At 38.8% G+C, this 16,486-nt stretch carries 14 protein-coding genes; 5 read left to right on the top strand and 9 right to left on the bottom strand.

The annotated features are described in order from the left end of the window. Nucleotides 1–68: 68 nt before the first annotated feature. The 5 genes from BUA72_RS05375 to BUA72_RS05355 form a co-directional block, all read right to left on the bottom strand. On the bottom strand, nt 69–1,172 hold the full coding sequence (locus tag BUA72_RS05375; protein ID WP_034729023.1) for an HlyD family secretion protein: 1,104 nt from the start codon (nt 1,170–1,172) through the stop codon (nt 69–71). 15 nt (nt 1,173–1,187) lie between these two features. Next, entirely contained in the window at nt 1,188–2,507 is a 1,320-nt protein-coding gene (locus tag BUA72_RS05370; protein ID WP_072922061.1) for a TolC family protein, read from the bottom strand. Continuing rightward, a complete protein-coding gene (locus BUA72_RS05365) occupies nt 2,491–3,117 on the bottom strand; it encodes a TetR/AcrR family transcriptional regulator (RefSeq protein WP_034729018.1) in 627 nt (208 codons plus the stop codon). Before BUA72_RS05365 ends, BUA72_RS05370 begins: the two co-directional genes overlap by 17 nt. A gap of 291 nt (nt 3,118–3,408) precedes the next feature. Continuing rightward, nucleotides 3,409–4,659: a tail fiber domain-containing protein gene (locus BUA72_RS05360; RefSeq protein WP_072922060.1), complete on the bottom strand. Its 1,251-nt coding sequence runs from the start codon at nt 4,657–4,659 to the stop codon at nt 3,409–3,411. Between the two features lie 312 nt (nt 4,660–4,971). Then, entirely contained in the window at nt 4,972–6,090 is a 1,119-nt protein-coding gene (locus tag BUA72_RS05355) for a DNA polymerase III subunit (protein WP_047453728.1), read from the bottom strand. Nucleotides 6,091–6,491: 401 nt separating this feature from the next. Here BUA72_RS05355 and mdlD point away from each other — a divergent pair, with 401 nt between their 5' ends. The 4 genes from mdlD to BUA72_RS05335 all read left to right on the top strand — a co-directional run bounded on the left by mdlD (nt 6,492) and on the right by BUA72_RS05335 (nt 10,931). Continuing rightward, the gene (mdlD, locus tag BUA72_RS05350) at nt 6,492–7,811 is read left to right on the top strand and encodes an NAD(P)-dependent benzaldehyde dehydrogenase MdlD (RefSeq protein ID WP_072922059.1); all 1,320 of its coding nucleotides are present in this window, start codon (nt 6,492–6,494) and stop codon (nt 7,809–7,811) included. A gap of 193 nt (nt 7,812–8,004) precedes the next feature. Further along, nucleotides 8,005–9,288 carry a membrane protein gene (locus tag BUA72_RS05345; RefSeq protein WP_047453724.1) on the top strand — a complete coding sequence of 428 codons (1,284 nt, stop codon included), beginning with the start codon at nt 8,005–8,007 and terminating at the stop codon, nt 9,286–9,288. Between the two features lies 1 nt (nt 9,289). Then, nucleotides 9,290–9,886 (top strand): LPS export ABC transporter periplasmic protein LptC, encoded by a 597-nt coding sequence (gene lptC / locus BUA72_RS05340; RefSeq protein ID WP_047453723.1) that lies wholly within the window; start codon nt 9,290–9,292, stop codon nt 9,884–9,886. 1 nt (nt 9,887) lies between these two features. Then, the gene (locus tag BUA72_RS05335; protein WP_072922058.1) at nt 9,888–10,931 is read left to right on the top strand and encodes an anhydro-N-acetylmuramic acid kinase; all 1,044 of its coding nucleotides are present in this window, start codon (nt 9,888–9,890) and stop codon (nt 10,929–10,931) included. 199 nt (nt 10,932–11,130) lie between these two features. Here BUA72_RS05335 and BUA72_RS05330 read toward each other — a convergent pair whose 3' ends face one another. Next, a complete protein-coding gene (locus tag BUA72_RS05330; protein ID WP_047453718.1) occupies nt 11,131–11,520 on the bottom strand; it encodes a hypothetical protein in 390 nt (129 codons plus the stop codon). Between the two features lie 40 nt (nt 11,521–11,560). Between BUA72_RS05330 and BUA72_RS05325 the strand changes: the two genes are divergently transcribed. Next, the gene (locus BUA72_RS05325; protein WP_034729000.1) at nt 11,561–12,172 is read left to right on the top strand and encodes an NUDIX hydrolase; all 612 of its coding nucleotides are present in this window, start codon (nt 11,561–11,563) and stop codon (nt 12,170–12,172) included. Here the strand turns inward: BUA72_RS05325 and BUA72_RS05320 are convergent. The 3 genes from BUA72_RS05320 to BUA72_RS05310 form a co-directional block, all read right to left on the bottom strand. After that, entirely contained in the window at nt 12,165–13,436 is a 1,272-nt protein-coding gene (locus BUA72_RS05320; RefSeq protein WP_072922057.1) for a UDP-N-acetylmuramoyl-tripeptide--D-alanyl-D-alanine ligase, read from the bottom strand. The two genes, BUA72_RS05325 and BUA72_RS05320, sit on opposite strands and share 8 nt — an antisense overlap. A 113-nt stretch (nt 13,437–13,549) precedes the next feature. Next, complete coding sequence (locus tag BUA72_RS05315; RefSeq protein WP_072922056.1) at nt 13,550–15,490, bottom strand: family 2A encapsulin nanocompartment cargo protein cysteine desulfurase; 1,941 nt, start codon at nt 15,488–15,490, stop codon at nt 13,550–13,552. Continuing rightward, complete coding sequence (locus BUA72_RS05310) at nt 15,471–16,394, bottom strand: family 2A encapsulin nanocompartment shell protein (RefSeq protein ID WP_047453712.1); 924 nt, start codon at nt 16,392–16,394, stop codon at nt 15,471–15,473. Before BUA72_RS05310 ends, BUA72_RS05315 begins: the two co-directional genes overlap by 20 nt. Between the last annotated feature and the right edge of the window lie 92 nt (nt 16,395–16,486).

Here is a 16,486-nt window from a genome sequence, read left to right as displayed (position 1 = left end):
TCATGTTATCCTCAGCAACTGACTTGCTTCAGCAAAATTGACAATTCACTTATTTCACAGTTTTAATATTATTTAAGCGAAACCTCTGCTTTCACGTTCATTCCCGTTCTAAGCTTCTTAGCAATATTCGGGTCCAGTTTTACAAAGTCAATTTTTACAGGAAGTCTTTGTACTACTTTCACGAAGTTACCACTCGCGTTATCCGGAGGAAGAATAGAGAACGTAGAACCTGTAGCCGGAGAGAATGAACTTACCACTCCGTCAAATTCTGTATCCGGGAAAGCATCAATCTCGATTTTCACTTTCTGACCTTCTACCATTTTATCAACCTGAGTTTCTTTAAAGTTGGCTACTACCCATTTCTGGTCATTCTTCACTAAGCTGAATAACTGAGATCCCGCCTGTAAATACTGTCCTGCCTGGATTGGAACTTTTCCTACAAATCCGTCTTCCGGAGCCAGGATAATGGTGTAAGAAAGATTCAGTCTTGCATTTTCTACGTCTACTTCTCTCTGCTTAGCCACTGAACCTGCCACGCTGATCTGCTGAGAACTTGCAGCGGTCTGAGAAGATGCTACATTCGTTTGCTGAGCGATCTGGTTTCTCTGATCAACCAAAACCTGCAATTGTCTGTCTGCAGACTGTTTTGCGGCCAAAGCCTGCTCATATTGCTGTTCTGTAATCGAGTGATCTTTTACCAGAACCGAATATCTTTTCAGATCCTGATTGGTTTTCCAAACGTTTACTTTTGCTGCTTCTATCTGTGCATTGGCCGTTGTTACAGCTGCCTCTGAAGTATTGATGCTTTTAGACGTTGCTGTAGTAGTAGCCTGTGCGTTTGAAATATTGCTTTTTGCAGTCGTTAATGCTGCTTCAGCCTGTACCAAAGCCATTTTCTGGTCTCTGTTGTCCAGGATCACCAAAGTATCTCCTTTCTTTACAAACTGATTATCTTTTACTTTTACCTGCGTTACATATCCTGAAACTTTAGAAATAACAGGGCTCATGTTGGAAGCAATCTGAGCATCATCCGTTTCTTCGTGAATCTGTCCGTAAGAATAAGTTCTGTATCCGTAAATCCCTCCTACCACAACGACAACCGCTAAAATGATCGGGAAAACTAAACTTTTTTTCTTTTTAGGTTCAATTGCTGGTGTATTATTATTTTCCATTTTTGGTCTTAATCTTTATTTAAATGTTAAAGTTCCTGTAGTTTGTAATAGTTTTCTGTAAGCCAGTGCTGCATCTGCTTTTGCATTGATAACCCCTACATTTGATGCTATCTGAGCGGCATCCGCGTCCAAAAGTTCGGTCATGGTTGCCAAACCGTTATCATATTTATTTTTTGTAATTCTGTAATTTTCATTAGCCTGTTCAGCAGCTTTCTCATACACAGATATTCTCTTTTTGGAGTAATCTGTATTCTGATATTCTCTGTTCACGTCAAGCTTAATATTGTCATTCAATAACTCATCCGTTGCCGCTAACTGCTTTTCTCTTGCCTGAGACTGTCTCAATGAAGAATTTTCTTTCCAGATATTAGATAAATTGTAAGAAATTCCGATTCCCACATTCACGGCATTGTATACGGTAAGAACTTTTGGAACATCTGCCGCTACATATCCTCCGGTAAATGCTATTGAAGGAAGGTTTTCAGCTTTTGCTGATTTTGAACCAAGCTCGGCCGCTTTTCTCTGCTGAGCCAAAGCCTGTAAGTCTTTACGGTTTTCTCTGGCTTCATTGACGTAATAATCAACGGCTTTTACTTCGGAACCTTCATCGATATAATTCTGGTCCACTTCAATTTCTGTAGTTTCCGGAATCCCTAGCAACAGATCCATATTGATGTTGGCAATATTGTAGTTGTTTTTGGCTTCCAGCAATTGCAGCTCGATATTTGAAGTCTGAAGATTGGCTTTTAAACGGTCATTTCTTGCGATGACTCCATTGTTTTCCAGTTTAAGAAAAGTCTCATCTCTTTTTTGAGAAGCGGTAAGGTTTTCTTCTAAAACTTTGATGGACTGATTGGCTTTAAATAAATTATTGTAAGCCTGAGCTACGTTGTAAGCAATCGCTATTTTATCATTCTCAGTGCTCAGTTTTGAAGCTTCCACCAGGTATTTTGCAGACTGGATCCCGTACCTAATTCTTCCGCCGCTGTAGATCGGAACACTTAAATTAACCGTTCCGTAAGCCACCTGATGTACATCCGGACTTGCTCCTGCTGCTCCTGAACCACCGCCAATCTTTAGATCAATAGTAGGCTTGATAGGAAGGTACATATAACTTCCCGACACTTTCAGTTCCGGAAGCTGTCTGTTTTTGGCTTCCAAAAGATCTGCTGTAGCCTCTTCAATCTTGGCGGCATCGATCTTAAGGTTTTTACTGTTCTGGATTCCCAGCTGCACGGCTTCGTCGAGAGTGAGCTGTTTTTTCTCCTGAGCATTAATGGCTGCAATTCCCATAAACAGGGATAATGCGAACACCGAGTTATTTATTCTCTTCATAACCTAAAAGGTCTTTTAGTAAATATTTTATATGTTTATTAAGTTCTGTGTAATATTTTTCATCAAATACTTCATCGTCGTCAGGATCGTTCAGGAATTCTTTGTACATCTCCTTGGCATTGGATGCGTAAAATAAAGTTCCGCTTACCGTAGCATGAAGTAAATAAATGGGAGGATTTTTGGTGAAAATTCCCTTTTTAAGCCCGCTTTCCAAAACCTGAGAATACATGGAGATAAAGCCCATCTTGGTCTGCTTAAGAAATTCCACGATCTGCGGATTTTGTGTATAAAGCTGCTCCCGCTGCATAATTCTGTAAAAACATTTGTGATGTCTTACTCTTCCGGAAAACTGGTCTACGACTTTCTCTATCTTCTGCCAATCGTTGATATCCGTTCTTTCCAGAATATCTTTGGCGAAGAACTGTCCTTCATTCATTCTGTACTCAACCAATTTCTCGTACAGTTTTTCCTTGGATCCGAAATAGTAGGAAATCATAGAGATATTTACATTCGCTGCCTTTGAGATTTCCCTGGTGGAAGTTCCTTCAAAGCCTTTTTCAGCGAAAAGCTTCTCAGCGGCAAATAGTATATTTTCTTCTTTTGAAACCATAGTCATTCTATTTTTCAGGGTGCAAATGTACACAAGATTTTCACAAAATCAAACGATTGATTGATTTTTTAATGTTCTTTTAATATTAGCTAATATAAATCGCTGAAAATTAATATAGTTAGAGCCTAACTAATTTGGATACTCTGTGAAAATTAGTTATATTCCTTTCAAAATGAGTCTATTCTGATAACTTAATTTACCCGAAAACAGGCTTAGAACATAGATTATTCAGTTGACTCCATAAAAAAATCCGGCTGAAAGGCCGGATCTTCTGTTTTGAAAACAGGATCTTTATTGGGTAACAATCATTTTTTTGGAATCAATTAATTTTCCGTCAGCCTGAAGACCGTAAAGATACGTTCCGGGCGTGAGTGTGCGGGCTGAGATACTGATCTGCTTTTCACCTCTTTTTACAGGAATAGATTGGAGCTGTCTCCCACCCATATCATACACCAGGATGGATACATTTTCTCCGGCAGCATTAAACCGGATAACCGTTTCCTGGTTAAAAGGATTCGGAACGTTCTGCTCTAGGGAAAATGAAGAAGAGCTTGGTTTATCGGATACCGTTTTCTTTGTTTCAGAAACTCCGTTGATCTTCGCTTCTAGTACGGCCATTCTTTCTTTAAGGTCTTTGATTTCGCTTTTCTGCTCTTTAAGTTCGTTCAGCAGCAGCGGAATAAATTCAATATAATTGAGGGCATAATTTCCTTTCTCATCTATAGTAACCAGATTCGGGAATTCTTTTTCCACTTCCTGGGCTATGAAACCGAAGTGCAGTTTATCATTATCTGCTCTTTTGTCTGTATTTCCTTCCTTGGACTTAAAAGTATAAGAGTATGGCTTGATATTAAGCAACTTGGAAGAAAGATCTTTTAAAGGCATAATATTATCCTTTAATTTTTTATCTGAACTTAAAACAAATGCCTGCGCTCTGACTGACCCATAAAAAACATCCACGTCATAAGTAGATGATGCATCAACCCCCACACCCAATCTGGCCATATAAATTCCATTGGCACCGCCTGAAACTGTACCAAACCCGGAGGCACTGCCGTTACCACCATTCAGAAAGCTTAAATAGGCTACGCCTCGTATAGAATTAATACTGGTCCCATTTCCAAATGTAGGACTTGAATACATGGTAAGATTTGAAGATTTCAGGTTACCCAGATTGTCATTGTACATCATCCTGCTTTCATTAGCTGTATTGGACAAAGACCGAAGTCCGAAAACACCGCCATAGCTCAGCCAGTTGATCATCACCGGATCTACAGGCGGAAGTATATTTCCAACCTGATTGTATATTTCTACAATATTGGGGGTGTTAGTCCCAAACATTTTATATACATGATTTATTTTCAAGGCTGAGATTGCCGAACCACTGTTTATATCCAATCTGGCAAGGGGTGATGCATTTCCAATTCCGACATTTCCGGTAGTTGTGGTAGGTGTTGAAGTTCCTGTCCATACATTCTGGGCAGAAACTGAGAGCGCTGCTATTGACAATAACAGACCTAAAAGGAGTCTTGTTCTTTTCATAATATATTTTGTTTTAGTGGTTTTAGTTCTTTAATAGTTCCATGAAGCTATTAAAACAAAATATATCCCTTTACTATGAATAAATAAGTGTGGGTGCTTTCTTAGTAAGTGCCTCTATTTTGGGAGCAAGTGTAATTTTGATAAGGTATTGTCAATAGTGATTTTTTTAGAGTCAAGATTTCAGATTTCAGATACCAGACATCAGACATCAGACGATAATTCGTTGGCTTAATTACTAGCAACACATAAACAAGCAACTAGCAACAAACAAAACAGCAACCGTCACCCAATTCAGGTGAAGCAGGAAATTTTCTATGAATTTTTGTGAATGTAGCGCGATAATTTTATCCCCAGATCTGTCCAGACAATTTTAGGATTTCCGTTTCTTGTCAGATGAAGATCCGCGGTATTGATTTCCTCTAAGATACTTTCAATATTGGCTCCGCTTATAAATTTCGAGAATCCGGCCCAGTTGAAGCCGTCTGCATCGATCTTTTTATAGACCAGATTTTCAGACTGATAGTTCTGAAGAAGGGCAAGTCTGAAGATTTCTGAGCAGTAGTTCAGGAAATTTTTCTGTTTTTCCCTGTTCCATCCTGCAATTTCTCTGGCCCAGAAGATGATACTTTTTAGGAACTGAGGTTTCTTTTTTACCATAAATGCATCACGCACCCATTGGATGAAAAGCTTTTCAAATTCGTCACTTTTATGTCCTGAATTTAAAATTTTTAGCGCATCATTTAGATCGCCCTGCGCTTCGTGAACAATCTCCCTTATCTTTTCAGCAGAAACTGAAGCATTCTTTTTAAGATAGTTTTCCAGATCCTCATCATTGAGCCTTGGAACTTCCACGATCTGTGTTCTGGAAAGAATAGTCGGAAGAATATCGTTGGCCGTTTCAGCGGTCAGAAGAATAAGGGTCTTTGCAGGCGGTTCTTCTAAAAACTTCAGAAATTTATTGGCTGCCGCAACGTTCATTTTATCAGCTCTCCAAACGATGAGAATTTTGGTTCCGCCTTCAAAACTTTTCAGGGCAAACTTCTGGTTCTGGTCATCTATTTCATCCGCGGAAATAAAAAGCTGTTTATTTTCAGATTCCAGAAAAGCGGTCCAGTCGTCGTAGCTCGCATAGGGAGAAGCCATGATCATTTCCCTGAAGTCTTCGAATTTATTTTTGCTTAACGAATTTTTGTTATCGGTAAAAACGGGGAAACTGAAGTGCAGATCCAGATGGTTCAGATGCTCCACTTTCGAGGCTGCATGCTCATTTTCCTGTCTAAAGACTTCCTTAGCATAAGCTAAAACCATGGGAAAAGTTCCATAGCCTTCTTTTCCTAAAAAAAGCTGTGCATGGCTTACTCTGTTCTCGGTGATGCTTTCCTGAAGAAGTTTTTTCAGATTTTCCTGTCCGGCGATGTTCTCCCAATTCATGTTCCAAAGATAAAAAATCTTATGTCAACTGGGAAAATTAAGTCTATTTAATATAACAGAAGAGTTACAGGTTTGAGAGTTGGAGAGTTTTTGGGTTGGAGAGTTTTGGGAGGCAGGTGTATTTTGGCTGCTGGTTGGTGAGTTGCTAGTTAATGGTTAATAGTTATTAAGCTAACGAATTATCGTCTGAAGTCTGGTATCTGAAATCTGACGTCTAAAAATCTTGGCTCTCGATTCCTGATTCTAAAATTCCCCAATAGGAAACATCAATCATCCAATTAGACTAAATCAGATTTTAAATCGTACACAATATAATTTTTGGCAATACATTTGTTGTATCAATTTTAATTAACTTATTGATACCATTTCAACACCCATTTTAATCATTAAATAATAAAAGAATGACTCAAGAATCGGAACAAAAAATAAGAGAAGTATTCCAGCAACAGAAGGCTTTTTTTAAAACCAATCAGACTAAAGATATTGAATTCAGAAAAGCACAGCTGCGAAAATTCCGTGACGTGTTTTCCAGTCATACCAATGCTCTTTGTGAGGCTTTGGATATTGATTTAGGAAAAAGCAGAAAAGAAGCGGAATATGTGGAAATTCAAATTGTCATGAGCGAACTCGATTATCTGCTTGACCATATAGACGAATGGGCAAAACCCACTCTGGTAGAATCCAAACCGCATCCGTCCGGAGCGGAAGTTGTGAGCAAAATAATATATGAGCCTTACGGAGTGAACTACATCATAGGCCCTTTCAATTACCCGGTTCAGCTAACCTTCAGCCCGCTTATCGGTGCTTTGATTGCAGGGAATACGGCGATCATTAAGCCTTCAGAAAACACGCCTCACGTGGCCAAAGTTCTGGAAGATATTGTTAAGGCATCTTTTGAAGAATCTTATGTTGCGGTAGTTCAGGGAGCTATTGAAGAAAACACATTATTGCTGAGCCTTCCTTTCGATTATATTTTCTTTACAGGAAGTCCAAACGTTGGAAAAATTGTCATGAAAGCAGCGGCTGAACAGCTTATTCCTTTAACGCTGGAACTTGGAGGAAAATCACCAACGATTGTTCATCATGATGCAGATCTGGATAAGGCTGTGGCGAGAATTTCTTATGGAAAATGGATCAATTGCGGGCAAACCTGTGTTGCTCCGGATTATATCTACATTCATGAATCTGTGAAGGATCTTTTTGTTGAAAAATTTAAAGCCTATTTACATGCTACTTACAGCGATGGATCATTGGGGAAAATAGGAAAAATTGTGAACCAGAATCAGATCAAGCATCTTGCAGGTTATTTAGAAGCTGCTCCCGAGAAAGTAATATACGGTGGAAAGTATGATCTTGAAACCCGTCATTTTGAAGCCACTCTTATGGATCAGGTGACCTGGAATGATCAGGTGATGCAACAGGAAATTTTTGGTCCTATCCTACCGATACTGACCTATAATGATATTGATGAGGCTCTGGAAGAAATAAACAGCAGACCTAAGCCATTAGCTTTATATGTTTTCTCAGAAAATCAGGAATTTGCAGATGATGTTCTGAACCGTACTACAAGTGGTGATGCTGAAATCAACAGTACGATTATTCATGTAGGATCTCACTATTTACCGTTTGGAGGGGTGGGAACTTCCGGAATGGGAAAATACCACGGAAAGTTTAGTTTTGAAAATTTCAGCCACAGCAGGTCTGTACTTCAGGTAAAATAATTTACTGATTTAAGACTAAAAAAGACCATTCACCGCATATGAATGGTCTTTTCTACATAATAGAATTGCTATTTTTATTTGTAAAAAATTGCATTTTTCTTTTAAAGACAGGCCCTTAACAAACTTTAACCACATATAATTTTTACAATTCATTAATATTTAAGATATTTGCGCATTGTTTTAAAAATAAAGAATGAAAAAAATCTTTGCGGTATCATTCATATCAGTTGGATACTTCCTAAATGCACAGAGTCTAAGTAACTCTCCGTATGCAACTTATGGAATTGGAGATGTAAAATATGATAATACTATTGAAACTGCCTCTATGGGTGGTATTTCTACTGCTTATATCAGTGATTTCACGAGCAGCTTCAATTTCGCAAACCCTGCGAATAACTCTAATTTCGAGCTTACAAGTATCAGACTGGAAGCTACCAACGAAAACAATTACTTCAAAACAAATTACAACGATACAAAGTCTACCAAACATTCTACGTATCTTTCTAATATTGCCCTAGCTTTCCCTTTGTCTCCAAAGGTAAAAATGGGAATTTCCTATCAGCCATACAGCTCTAAGAGCTATGATATTGTAAATACAACCACCGGAGCAGACGGGGTAATGTATGCTAACCGTTTTAAAGGAAGTGGAACTCTGAATACTGCGCAAGCTGCTGTTTCTTATAAAATTGATCAGAATTTTGCAGTGGGTTTGAGAGCCAATCTTTATTTTGGAAACCTGTATGACCTAAACGAGCTTAGGATTCAAAATACTGAATACATCAACGGATACGAGACTAAAAACAGTATCAAAAACTTCAACTTTACGTTGGGAGGTAGCTATCAGGCTCTGAACACACGTACAGACAAAAAGCTTACCATCGGTGCTACGGCTACATTTGGAAACACCAGTAATATGACTACTGACTATACCAACAGTACGTACAGATATAGTGATGTTGCAGAAAGTGTAAAGTCTTTGGAAACTATTATAGAGCAGAAAAGTACAAGTTCTAAAAACCTTCTTCCATTGCAGGCCTCTTTAGGGGTAGGTTACGGAAGTGAAAACCACTGGTTTGTATCAGGACAGCTTGACTATAAAAAAGGAGAAGATATTTCTTATTTCGGAAAGTCTTTTGACTTCCAGGATACCTACAGAATCTCTGCCGGAGGATGGTACTTACCTAATTACAACAACTTCAGAAATTATTTCTCAAGAGTGATCTACAGATATGGAGCCTTCTATGAAAGAGGAAACCTTAAGTTAGACGGGAACAGCATCAATAAGTTTGGAATCTCTGCAGGGGTGTTACTTCCGTTCAAAACAAGCAGCATTACCAGAATGAGCGGTCTTGAACTGGGTGTAGAATTAGGAAAGAGAGGAACTCTTAACAATAACCTGATCAACCAGAACTACATCAACCTGAGAGTTGGTTTCAACTTTGCTGACAGATGGTTCAGAAAGACTCTTTACAACTAAAATGAATTTTTCAAAAAAAATATCATATAAAAATATAGCATGCCTTTTTAGTTGTGCTATATTTTTTATACTGACATCCTGCGAAGAGGATCTTACCAAGGCCAATGGAAGCAAAAGCAAAAACTTCCCTTCACAGATCATCAATAATGCCAATATTATCCAAAGGGATTCAGGGTTTATCTCATTAAAAGCCAAAGCTCCGATCATTGAAAAATATGAACTGATCGACAGTCCTTACGTAGTGGCAAGAAAAGGAATCAACATCGAGTTTTTCGATAAAAAGAAACCTAAAGTACCCGGAAAAATCACCGCCAAATATGCCCGTATTTTTGAATATAAAAAATTCTACGAAGCAAAAGGTGATGTAAGAATTACGACCAATGAAGGACAGCGTTTTGCAATGCAGAGTATTTACTGGGACCAGAGAAAAAACAGAATCTACACCAAAGACACGGTTTACGTAACCATGGAAGATGGCTCTACTCTTGTAGGCGCGAATGGGATGACGGCTAAAGATGATTTCTCGGAATACAAGTTCTTCAATAATTCCGGAGATTTCAGTACAAAAAGACTCGAAGAAAAGAAAACACCACAATAACATGAGATTTCAGGCTATTGGACTCATGTCCGGCACCAGTCTGGACGGTCTGGATATATGTTTTGCCGCTTTTGAAAAACAAAACGGCTGGAATTTTCAGATCCTTAAGGCAGAAACCCTTCCCTATCCCGAAAACTGGGAAGAAAAGCTCAGAAACGCCATCCATTTATCACCAGAAGAACTATTGGAACTTCATTCGGAATATGGTTTTTATCTGGGTCAAAAAGTCAAAGAATTCATTGACAATAACCACCTTGAACACATCGATCTGATCGCGTCTCACGGCCATACGGTTTTTCATCAGCCTCAGAAAAAGTTTACATTACAGATCGGAGACGGAAGAGCCATCAAAATAGAAACTGCCCTTCCTGTCATTTACGATTTCAGAAGTCAGGATGTTCTGATGGGAGGAAACGGAGCCCCTTTAGTCCCTATCGGAGATGAGTTGCTTTTTTCAGAATATGATGCCTGCCTCAACTTAGGCGGATTTTCCAATATTTCCTTACAACAGGATGGTAAAAGAATAGCTTTCGATATTGCCCCGGTTAATATTGTATTGAACAGACTCGCACAAAAATTCAATAAAAATTTTGACGAAAATGGTGATCTGGCGAGAAAAGGTGTGATTGATGAAGATCTTTTAACAAAGCTTAATTCTCTTGAGTTCTACAGCCAGCCACATCCCAAATCATTAGGCATCGAATGGTGCTGTGAACATATTTTTCCTTTATTGGAAAACATGGATACCGCAGATGCTATGGCTACTTTTACTGAACATGCCGCTCAGCAGATTTCAGAGATTATTAATCAAAAGAATTTACAAAATATTCTCTTCACCGGCGGAGGCACTTACAATACTTTCCTGATTGAAAAAATCAAAGAAAAAACTGAGTCTGCGATCATCATTCCGGAAAAAGAGATCATTGATTTTAAAGAAGCTCTGATTTTTGCTTTTATGGGTGTTCTAAGATTTAATAATGAAATCAATGTACTGGCTTCTGCTACCGGAAGTACAGCAGATCATAGTTCGGGCTTAATTTGTTGATTTCGGGAGACAATGTCAATGGTGAGTTTTTGAGAACCAAGAGTCAAGATTTTAGACATCAGATTTCAGATACCAGACATCAGACCATAACTCATTAACTTAATTACGACGAACTAGCAACTAATAAACTAGCAACTAAATCACGAAACTCTAAAACCCGTACAGCAATAAAAAAGTCCTGAAAAATCAGGACTCCTATTTATTTGTAAACTTCGATCTTATCGGTGAGTGTATTGATAAAGTTTTGAAGCGGCTTTTCTACCATCATTTTGATAAAAGGATTGAACTTCCCTTCAAAAAGCATCTGAACTTCAGTCTGCGTATCATTAACAGGGTTTAAAGCAGCCGTTAATGTAAAATCCAGACTTGAGCTTGCTGACTTCAAAACAGCTTTCTGCTCGTTCACTTCATCTATTTTCAAAGCAATTTCAGGCATTCCCTGAAGACCGAATTTGAATCCGTTGTCTCTTGTTTCGAATTTCTGAAGACCGTCCGGCATAAAATCTTTATAGTTTTCAGGCGATTTCAATATTTCAGACAATTCTTTAGATGATTTATTGACAATAATCTTTCGTCCTTCTAAATTCATTTTTTATTTTTGTATTTAAATTCTTAATTCTTACAAATATATGTATAAAGTTTTTGTGAACGAAAAAAAATTATTGGTGTCTAAGCATCCCGAGCATCTTGAAAAAGAACTTAGGTACGAAAGTTTCACAACTTTAGAGATGGCATTGGATATTTTGGAAAACACTTCCGTGAAGGAACTGAATGTTTTCGGTGAGAATATTGAAGAGATCTGGAAAGAGTTTCAAAAGCTTTTCAGAATCATAGAAGCTGCCGGAGGTCTGGTGAGCAATCCTCAGGGAGAACTTCTTTTTATCAAACGTTTAGGCAAATGGGATCTTCCGAAGGGTAAGATGGAAAAAGGGGAATCCCGCGAGGAATCTGCCGTAAGAGAGATTGAAGAGGAAACCGGCCTTAAAGACGTAGAACTCTTGCAATTCATCAATACGACGTATCACATCTATATCGAAAGAAACGGTGAAAAGATCCTTAAATGCACGCATTGGTTTGAAATGAACTTCAATGGAGAAGATACTTCGAAACCACAGATCGAAGAAGGCATTACTGAAGTAGCCTGGAAAAACACCACTCAGATAGAGGATGAAGTTTTCCCAAGCACTTTTCAGAATATCAAACTTATTGTAAAAGATTTCTGGAATCTAAAGCTTAAATAAAGTCTATCGATTTTTCAAGAGCAATTCCTCTTGACCCTTTTAACAGGATATTTTCAGACTGAATGGTATTCTGCTGAAGGTATTCTATCAGTTCTGCAGTATTGTCAAAAGACAATGCTGAAGGATTGACTGTTTTAAAATATTTTCCTACGGTAATAATCTGGTCAAAGGCCAATTCCTGAGCAAGTTTTAAAATACTCTGATGTTCTTTCTCACTTTCTGCCCCCAATTCAAGCATATCTCCGATAATGATGGTCTTACTGCCTTCGAATGTAACAAAGTTATGCAGAGAAGCTGTCATTGAGCTTGGATTGGCATTGTAAGTATCGAGTACCAGCGTTCTTCCCTCTTTTTTCACTACCTGCGAACGCATGTTCGTTGGCGTATAATTTTCAACGGCATGTTTTATTTTTTCAAAGCTGATTCCGAAATGAAGGCCAAGGCTGGCTGCCGCACACAGATTGGTAAAATTATATTCTCCGGTCAGTTTGGACACCGCTTTTAATCCCTGAAACTCCAGCCCTACAAAATGTTCTTCTGAAAACAGTCCGAACTGATAATCCGAAGTTTCTTTTCCGAAAGTGATTTTTGGGGTATAATTTTGAGTTTTTTCTGCCTGAATGGGATCATTCTCATTCACGACAATAGTTCGTCCGTTCGTTTTCAGATAATCATAAAGCTCAGATTTTCCTTTAATCACGCCTTCAAATCCTCCAAAACCTTCCAGATGGGCTTTTCCAAAGTTAGTAATATATCCGAAATCCGGTTGGGAAATGGTACACAGAAGCTCTATTTCTTTCTGATGATTGGCTCCCATTTCGATAACGGCCATTTCATGTTCAGGTTTAATGGAAAGAATCGTCAGCGGAACTCCGATATGATTATTTAAATTTCCATACGTATACTGCACATTGAATTTCTCTGAAAGCACGGCATGAATGATTTCTTTAGTGGTTGTCTTCCCATTGCTGCCCGTAAGCCCAATAATCGGAATATCCAGCTGATTTCTGTGATAAATGGCAAGCTGCTGGAGAAATTCCAGGGTAGACGGAACATAGAAAATGTTTCGGTCTTTATTTTCAAATTCCGGCTGCTCCACGATAGAGGCCAAAGCACCATCGTCAGCGGCTTTTTCTGCTAAGGTTGCTGCATTGAAATTATCACCCGAAAAAGCAAAGAAAATATCATTCTTCCCGACTTTTCTGCTGTCGATCGTTACTTTATCTGACTTTAAAAATAAAGGATAAAACTGTTCTATATTCATAGTTCAAAAATAAAAAAACCTTCCGAAAATCCGGAAGGTTTTTTATAAGTATTTTGTGCCAGGATTTCCCTGCTTAATACTGCCATTTTTAAGCTTTAATGACTTTTCAACTATTAATAACCGCTTCTGAGTCTGTATAAACTTTCTACCAGCACATCTACATCTTCACAGGTATTATAAAAAGCAAGTGACGGTCTCACGGTACTTTCCAAATTAAATCTCCGCAGAATGGGCTGTGCACAATGATGACCGGTTCTCACGGCAATTCCCTGCCTGTTTAAAGCCTGTCCTACTTCATCATTGGTATATCCTTTAAAGACAAAGGACAGCACACTGGCTTTTTCATTGGCTGTACCAATTAACGTTAATCCGGGTATTTCATTGAGAAGCTTAGTCGCATACACCAATAAATAATGTTCATACTGGTGGATTAAATCAATGCCAATTTTATTTACATAATCTATAGCTGCTCCCAATCCAACCGCGTCAGCTATATTTCCGGTGCCTGCTTCAAACCTTGATGGAGTCTCATGATACTGCGTATGCTCAAAAGTTACATCTTTAATCATATTGCCACCACCCTGCCACGGTTCCGTTTGATTCAGTAAATCTTCCTTCCCGTAGACAGCTCCGATTCCTGTTGGTCCAAATACCTTATGGCCTGAAAAAACAAACCAGTCACAATCCAATGTCATAACATCAGTGCGCATATGGGAAACAGACTGGGCACCGTCCACCAAAACTTTTGCACCGGCAGCATGGGCTAAATCTATAATTTGTTTAGCAGGAGTCACTGTGCCTAAGGCGTTAGATACCTGAGTAAATGAAACTAATTTGGTTTTCGGACTTATGAGCTTAGCATATTCATCTAATAGAACCTGCCCCTGATCATCGACTGGGATCACTTTTAATTTCAGTCCCTTTTTCGCGGCCAGCTGTTGCCAGGGAACAATATTGGCGTGATGCTCTAAATGACTGATAATAATTTCATCTCCGGCGTTAAGATTTTGTTCTCCCCAACTTTTCGCTATCATGTTTATTCCTTCGGTAGTCCCTCTGACAAAAATAATTTCACTGGCGGAACGGGCATTTAGAAAAGCCCTTACTTTTTCACGGGCATCTTCATAAGCATCAGTAGCACGGGCGGCAAGCTCATGAGCAGCCCTGTGGATATTGGAATTTTCATGTTCATAAAAATAACTGATCCTGTCGATCACCTGCTGTGGTTTCTGCGTAGTTGCAGCATTATCCAGCCAGATTAAAGGTTTTCCATTGATCCGTTCCCTTAAGATCGGAAAATCCTTTTTAATTAAATCAATATTTAGGGAGGGTTTAAACTGCCTGAGGTTTGCAAAAAAATCTTTCGATCCCCTCTTCTCTTGTTCAGAAAAATCCCGGTCTGAAAATGATGAGATCCGGTTGGGCAGGAAATAATATTTACCTGCATCAAGAGCTGTTTCGGGAATTACCGGCAATTGCTGAACCGTATTAAATCTGTTAAAATCAGATAATGCTTTAACCAGGCTCTCATCTTCAATCGGTGAAAATAATCCGAACTGTTTGCCATCTAAATCCAGATGCTCTGTAAATGGGTTGATGTCATTAAAACGGTGTTTTACCGCTTCATTTATTTTAAAGTGAGAATCGTTTACACTGGTGGTTTGAAAGGTATTGAAGTCAGTCTCATTTTTCTGGTTGGAATACAGTGGTGATTTACCACTGCCTGCTACTGACGGCTGAATACCCTTATTATTCGTTATTACCGGATCGGATAAATAGAATTGGGAATCAACAGGCTTTTGAGTGTTTATCCGTTCCAAAGCAGAAGATGATGCTCCCAATCCTGAAAAGGAAGAAGATGTACGGTCTTTTAATGTCAGATCGTGGTAATCAAAATTGGCCTGAGAGGTTCCTTTATTAAAATCATGATCAGGCAAAGCTTCATCAGGAAAGCTGTTTTCTATGCCGGGAGGTGAAGAAAACAATTGATTTGCCAACTGTTCCAACGTTTTTTCACTGGGCAGACTATGATTATTAAGCGTATTTATACTCATGATACTTTCCTATTTCTACATCCTCAAGAACGGCAATCGAATCCTCCACCAAAACGGCAAGAGAACAGTACAGTGAGACTAAGTAAGAGGCAATAGCCTTATCATTGATTCCCATAAAACGCACAGACAAACCCAGGGACTGCTCACCCGGTAAACCTGGCTGGTATAATCCGACCACTCCCTGTCTGCTTTCGCCGGTACGGATCAGCAAGATTTTTGATTTTCCCTTAACGATCGGTACTTTATCTGATGGAATCAATGGAATTCCGCGCCAGGTTAGAAACTGAGATCCAAATAATGATACCGTAGGCGGTGGAACACCACGACGTGTACATTCCCGCCCAAATGCAGCAATAGCAAGCGGATGCAGTAAGAAAAAACCCGGTTCCTTCCAGACTTTTGTAATCAGTTCGTCTAAATCATCCGGCGTTGGCGCACCTGTCCGGGTTTTTATTCTTTGATTGGGTGAAATGCTGTTTAACAATCCATACTCAGCATTATTAATGAGTTCACTCTCCTGTCTTTCTTTAATACTTTCGATGGTCAGACGTAACTGCTCTGAAATCTGGTTATACGGCTTACTGTATAAATCAGAAACTCTGGTGTGTACATCTAAAACAGTATTGACTGCGCTTAAATTGTATTCCCTTGGATTCTCAACATAATCAATAAAAGTATGAGGAAGTTCACGTTCATCTCTGTTTGAACAGTCAACTTCTGCATAGCTCCCTTCTTTAACTTTATTTAATCTGTAAACACCGGATTCTACGGGAATCCAATTCAGCAAATGAGTCAGCCATCTTGGGGTGATGGAAACCATTTGAGGAACGGTACGGGTTGCAATAGCGAGCTGTCTTGCTGCTACATCGCCTAAAGCGGTTTGCTTGTTTTTTAAATCTGCCATAATTAATATTTTATTGTGGCTTAAATATATAGAAAAAAACAATTAGTCTACTAATTTAGTAGATTAATAAGGAATTAAAATAATCAGATAAT

Source organism: Chryseobacterium sp. OV279 (genome assembly GCF_900128945.1).
In the GTDB taxonomy this organism is placed as follows: Bacteria; Bacteroidota; Bacteroidia; order Flavobacteriales; family Weeksellaceae; genus Chryseobacterium.
Note: the sequence above shows the minus strand (reverse complement) of the source record. Positions and strands in the feature narration are given on the sequence as shown.

Excerpts from the sequence above, each read along its gene's own strand:
- BUA72_RS05375 (WP_034729023.1), bottom strand. The coding sequence starts at position 1,172 with ATGGAAAATAATAATACACCAGCAATTGAACCTAAAAAGAAAAAAAGT.
- BUA72_RS05325 (WP_034729000.1), top strand. The coding sequence starts at position 11,561 with ATGTATAAAGTTTTTGTGAACGAAAAAAAATTATTGGTGTCTAAGCAT.
- BUA72_RS05365 (WP_034729018.1), bottom strand. The coding sequence starts at position 3,117 with ATGGTTTCAAAAGAAGAAAATATACTATTTGCCGCTGAGAAGCTTTTC.
- BUA72_RS05335 (WP_072922058.1), top strand. The coding sequence starts at position 9,888 with ATGAGATTTCAGGCTATTGGACTCATGTCCGGCACCAGTCTGGACGGT.
- BUA72_RS05310 (WP_047453712.1), bottom strand. The coding sequence starts at position 16,394 with ATGGCAGATTTAAAAAACAAGCAAACCGCTTTAGGCGATGTAGCAGCA.
- BUA72_RS05330 (WP_047453718.1), bottom strand. The coding sequence starts at position 11,520 with ATGAATTTAGAAGGACGAAAGATTATTGTCAATAAATCATCTAAAGAA.
- BUA72_RS05315 (WP_072922056.1), bottom strand. The coding sequence starts at position 15,490 with ATGAGTATAAATACGCTTAATAATCATAGTCTGCCCAGTGAAAAAACG.
- BUA72_RS05370 (WP_072922061.1), bottom strand. The coding sequence starts at position 2,507 with ATGAAGAGAATAAATAACTCGGTGTTCGCATTATCCCTGTTTATGGGA.
- BUA72_RS05320 (WP_072922057.1), bottom strand. The coding sequence starts at position 13,436 with ATGAATATAGAACAGTTTTATCCTTTATTTTTAAAGTCAGATAAAGTA.
- BUA72_RS05345 (WP_047453724.1), top strand. The coding sequence starts at position 8,005 with ATGAAAAAAATCTTTGCGGTATCATTCATATCAGTTGGATACTTCCTA.
- BUA72_RS05360 (WP_072922060.1), bottom strand. The coding sequence starts at position 4,659 with ATGAAAAGAACAAGACTCCTTTTAGGTCTGTTATTGTCAATAGCAGCG.
- lptC (WP_047453723.1), top strand. The coding sequence starts at position 9,290 with ATGAATTTTTCAAAAAAAATATCATATAAAAATATAGCATGCCTTTTT.
- BUA72_RS05355 (WP_047453728.1), bottom strand. The coding sequence starts at position 6,090 with ATGAATTGGGAGAACATCGCCGGACAGGAAAATCTGAAAAAACTTCTT.
- mdlD (WP_072922059.1), top strand. The coding sequence starts at position 6,492 with ATGACTCAAGAATCGGAACAAAAAATAAGAGAAGTATTCCAGCAACAG.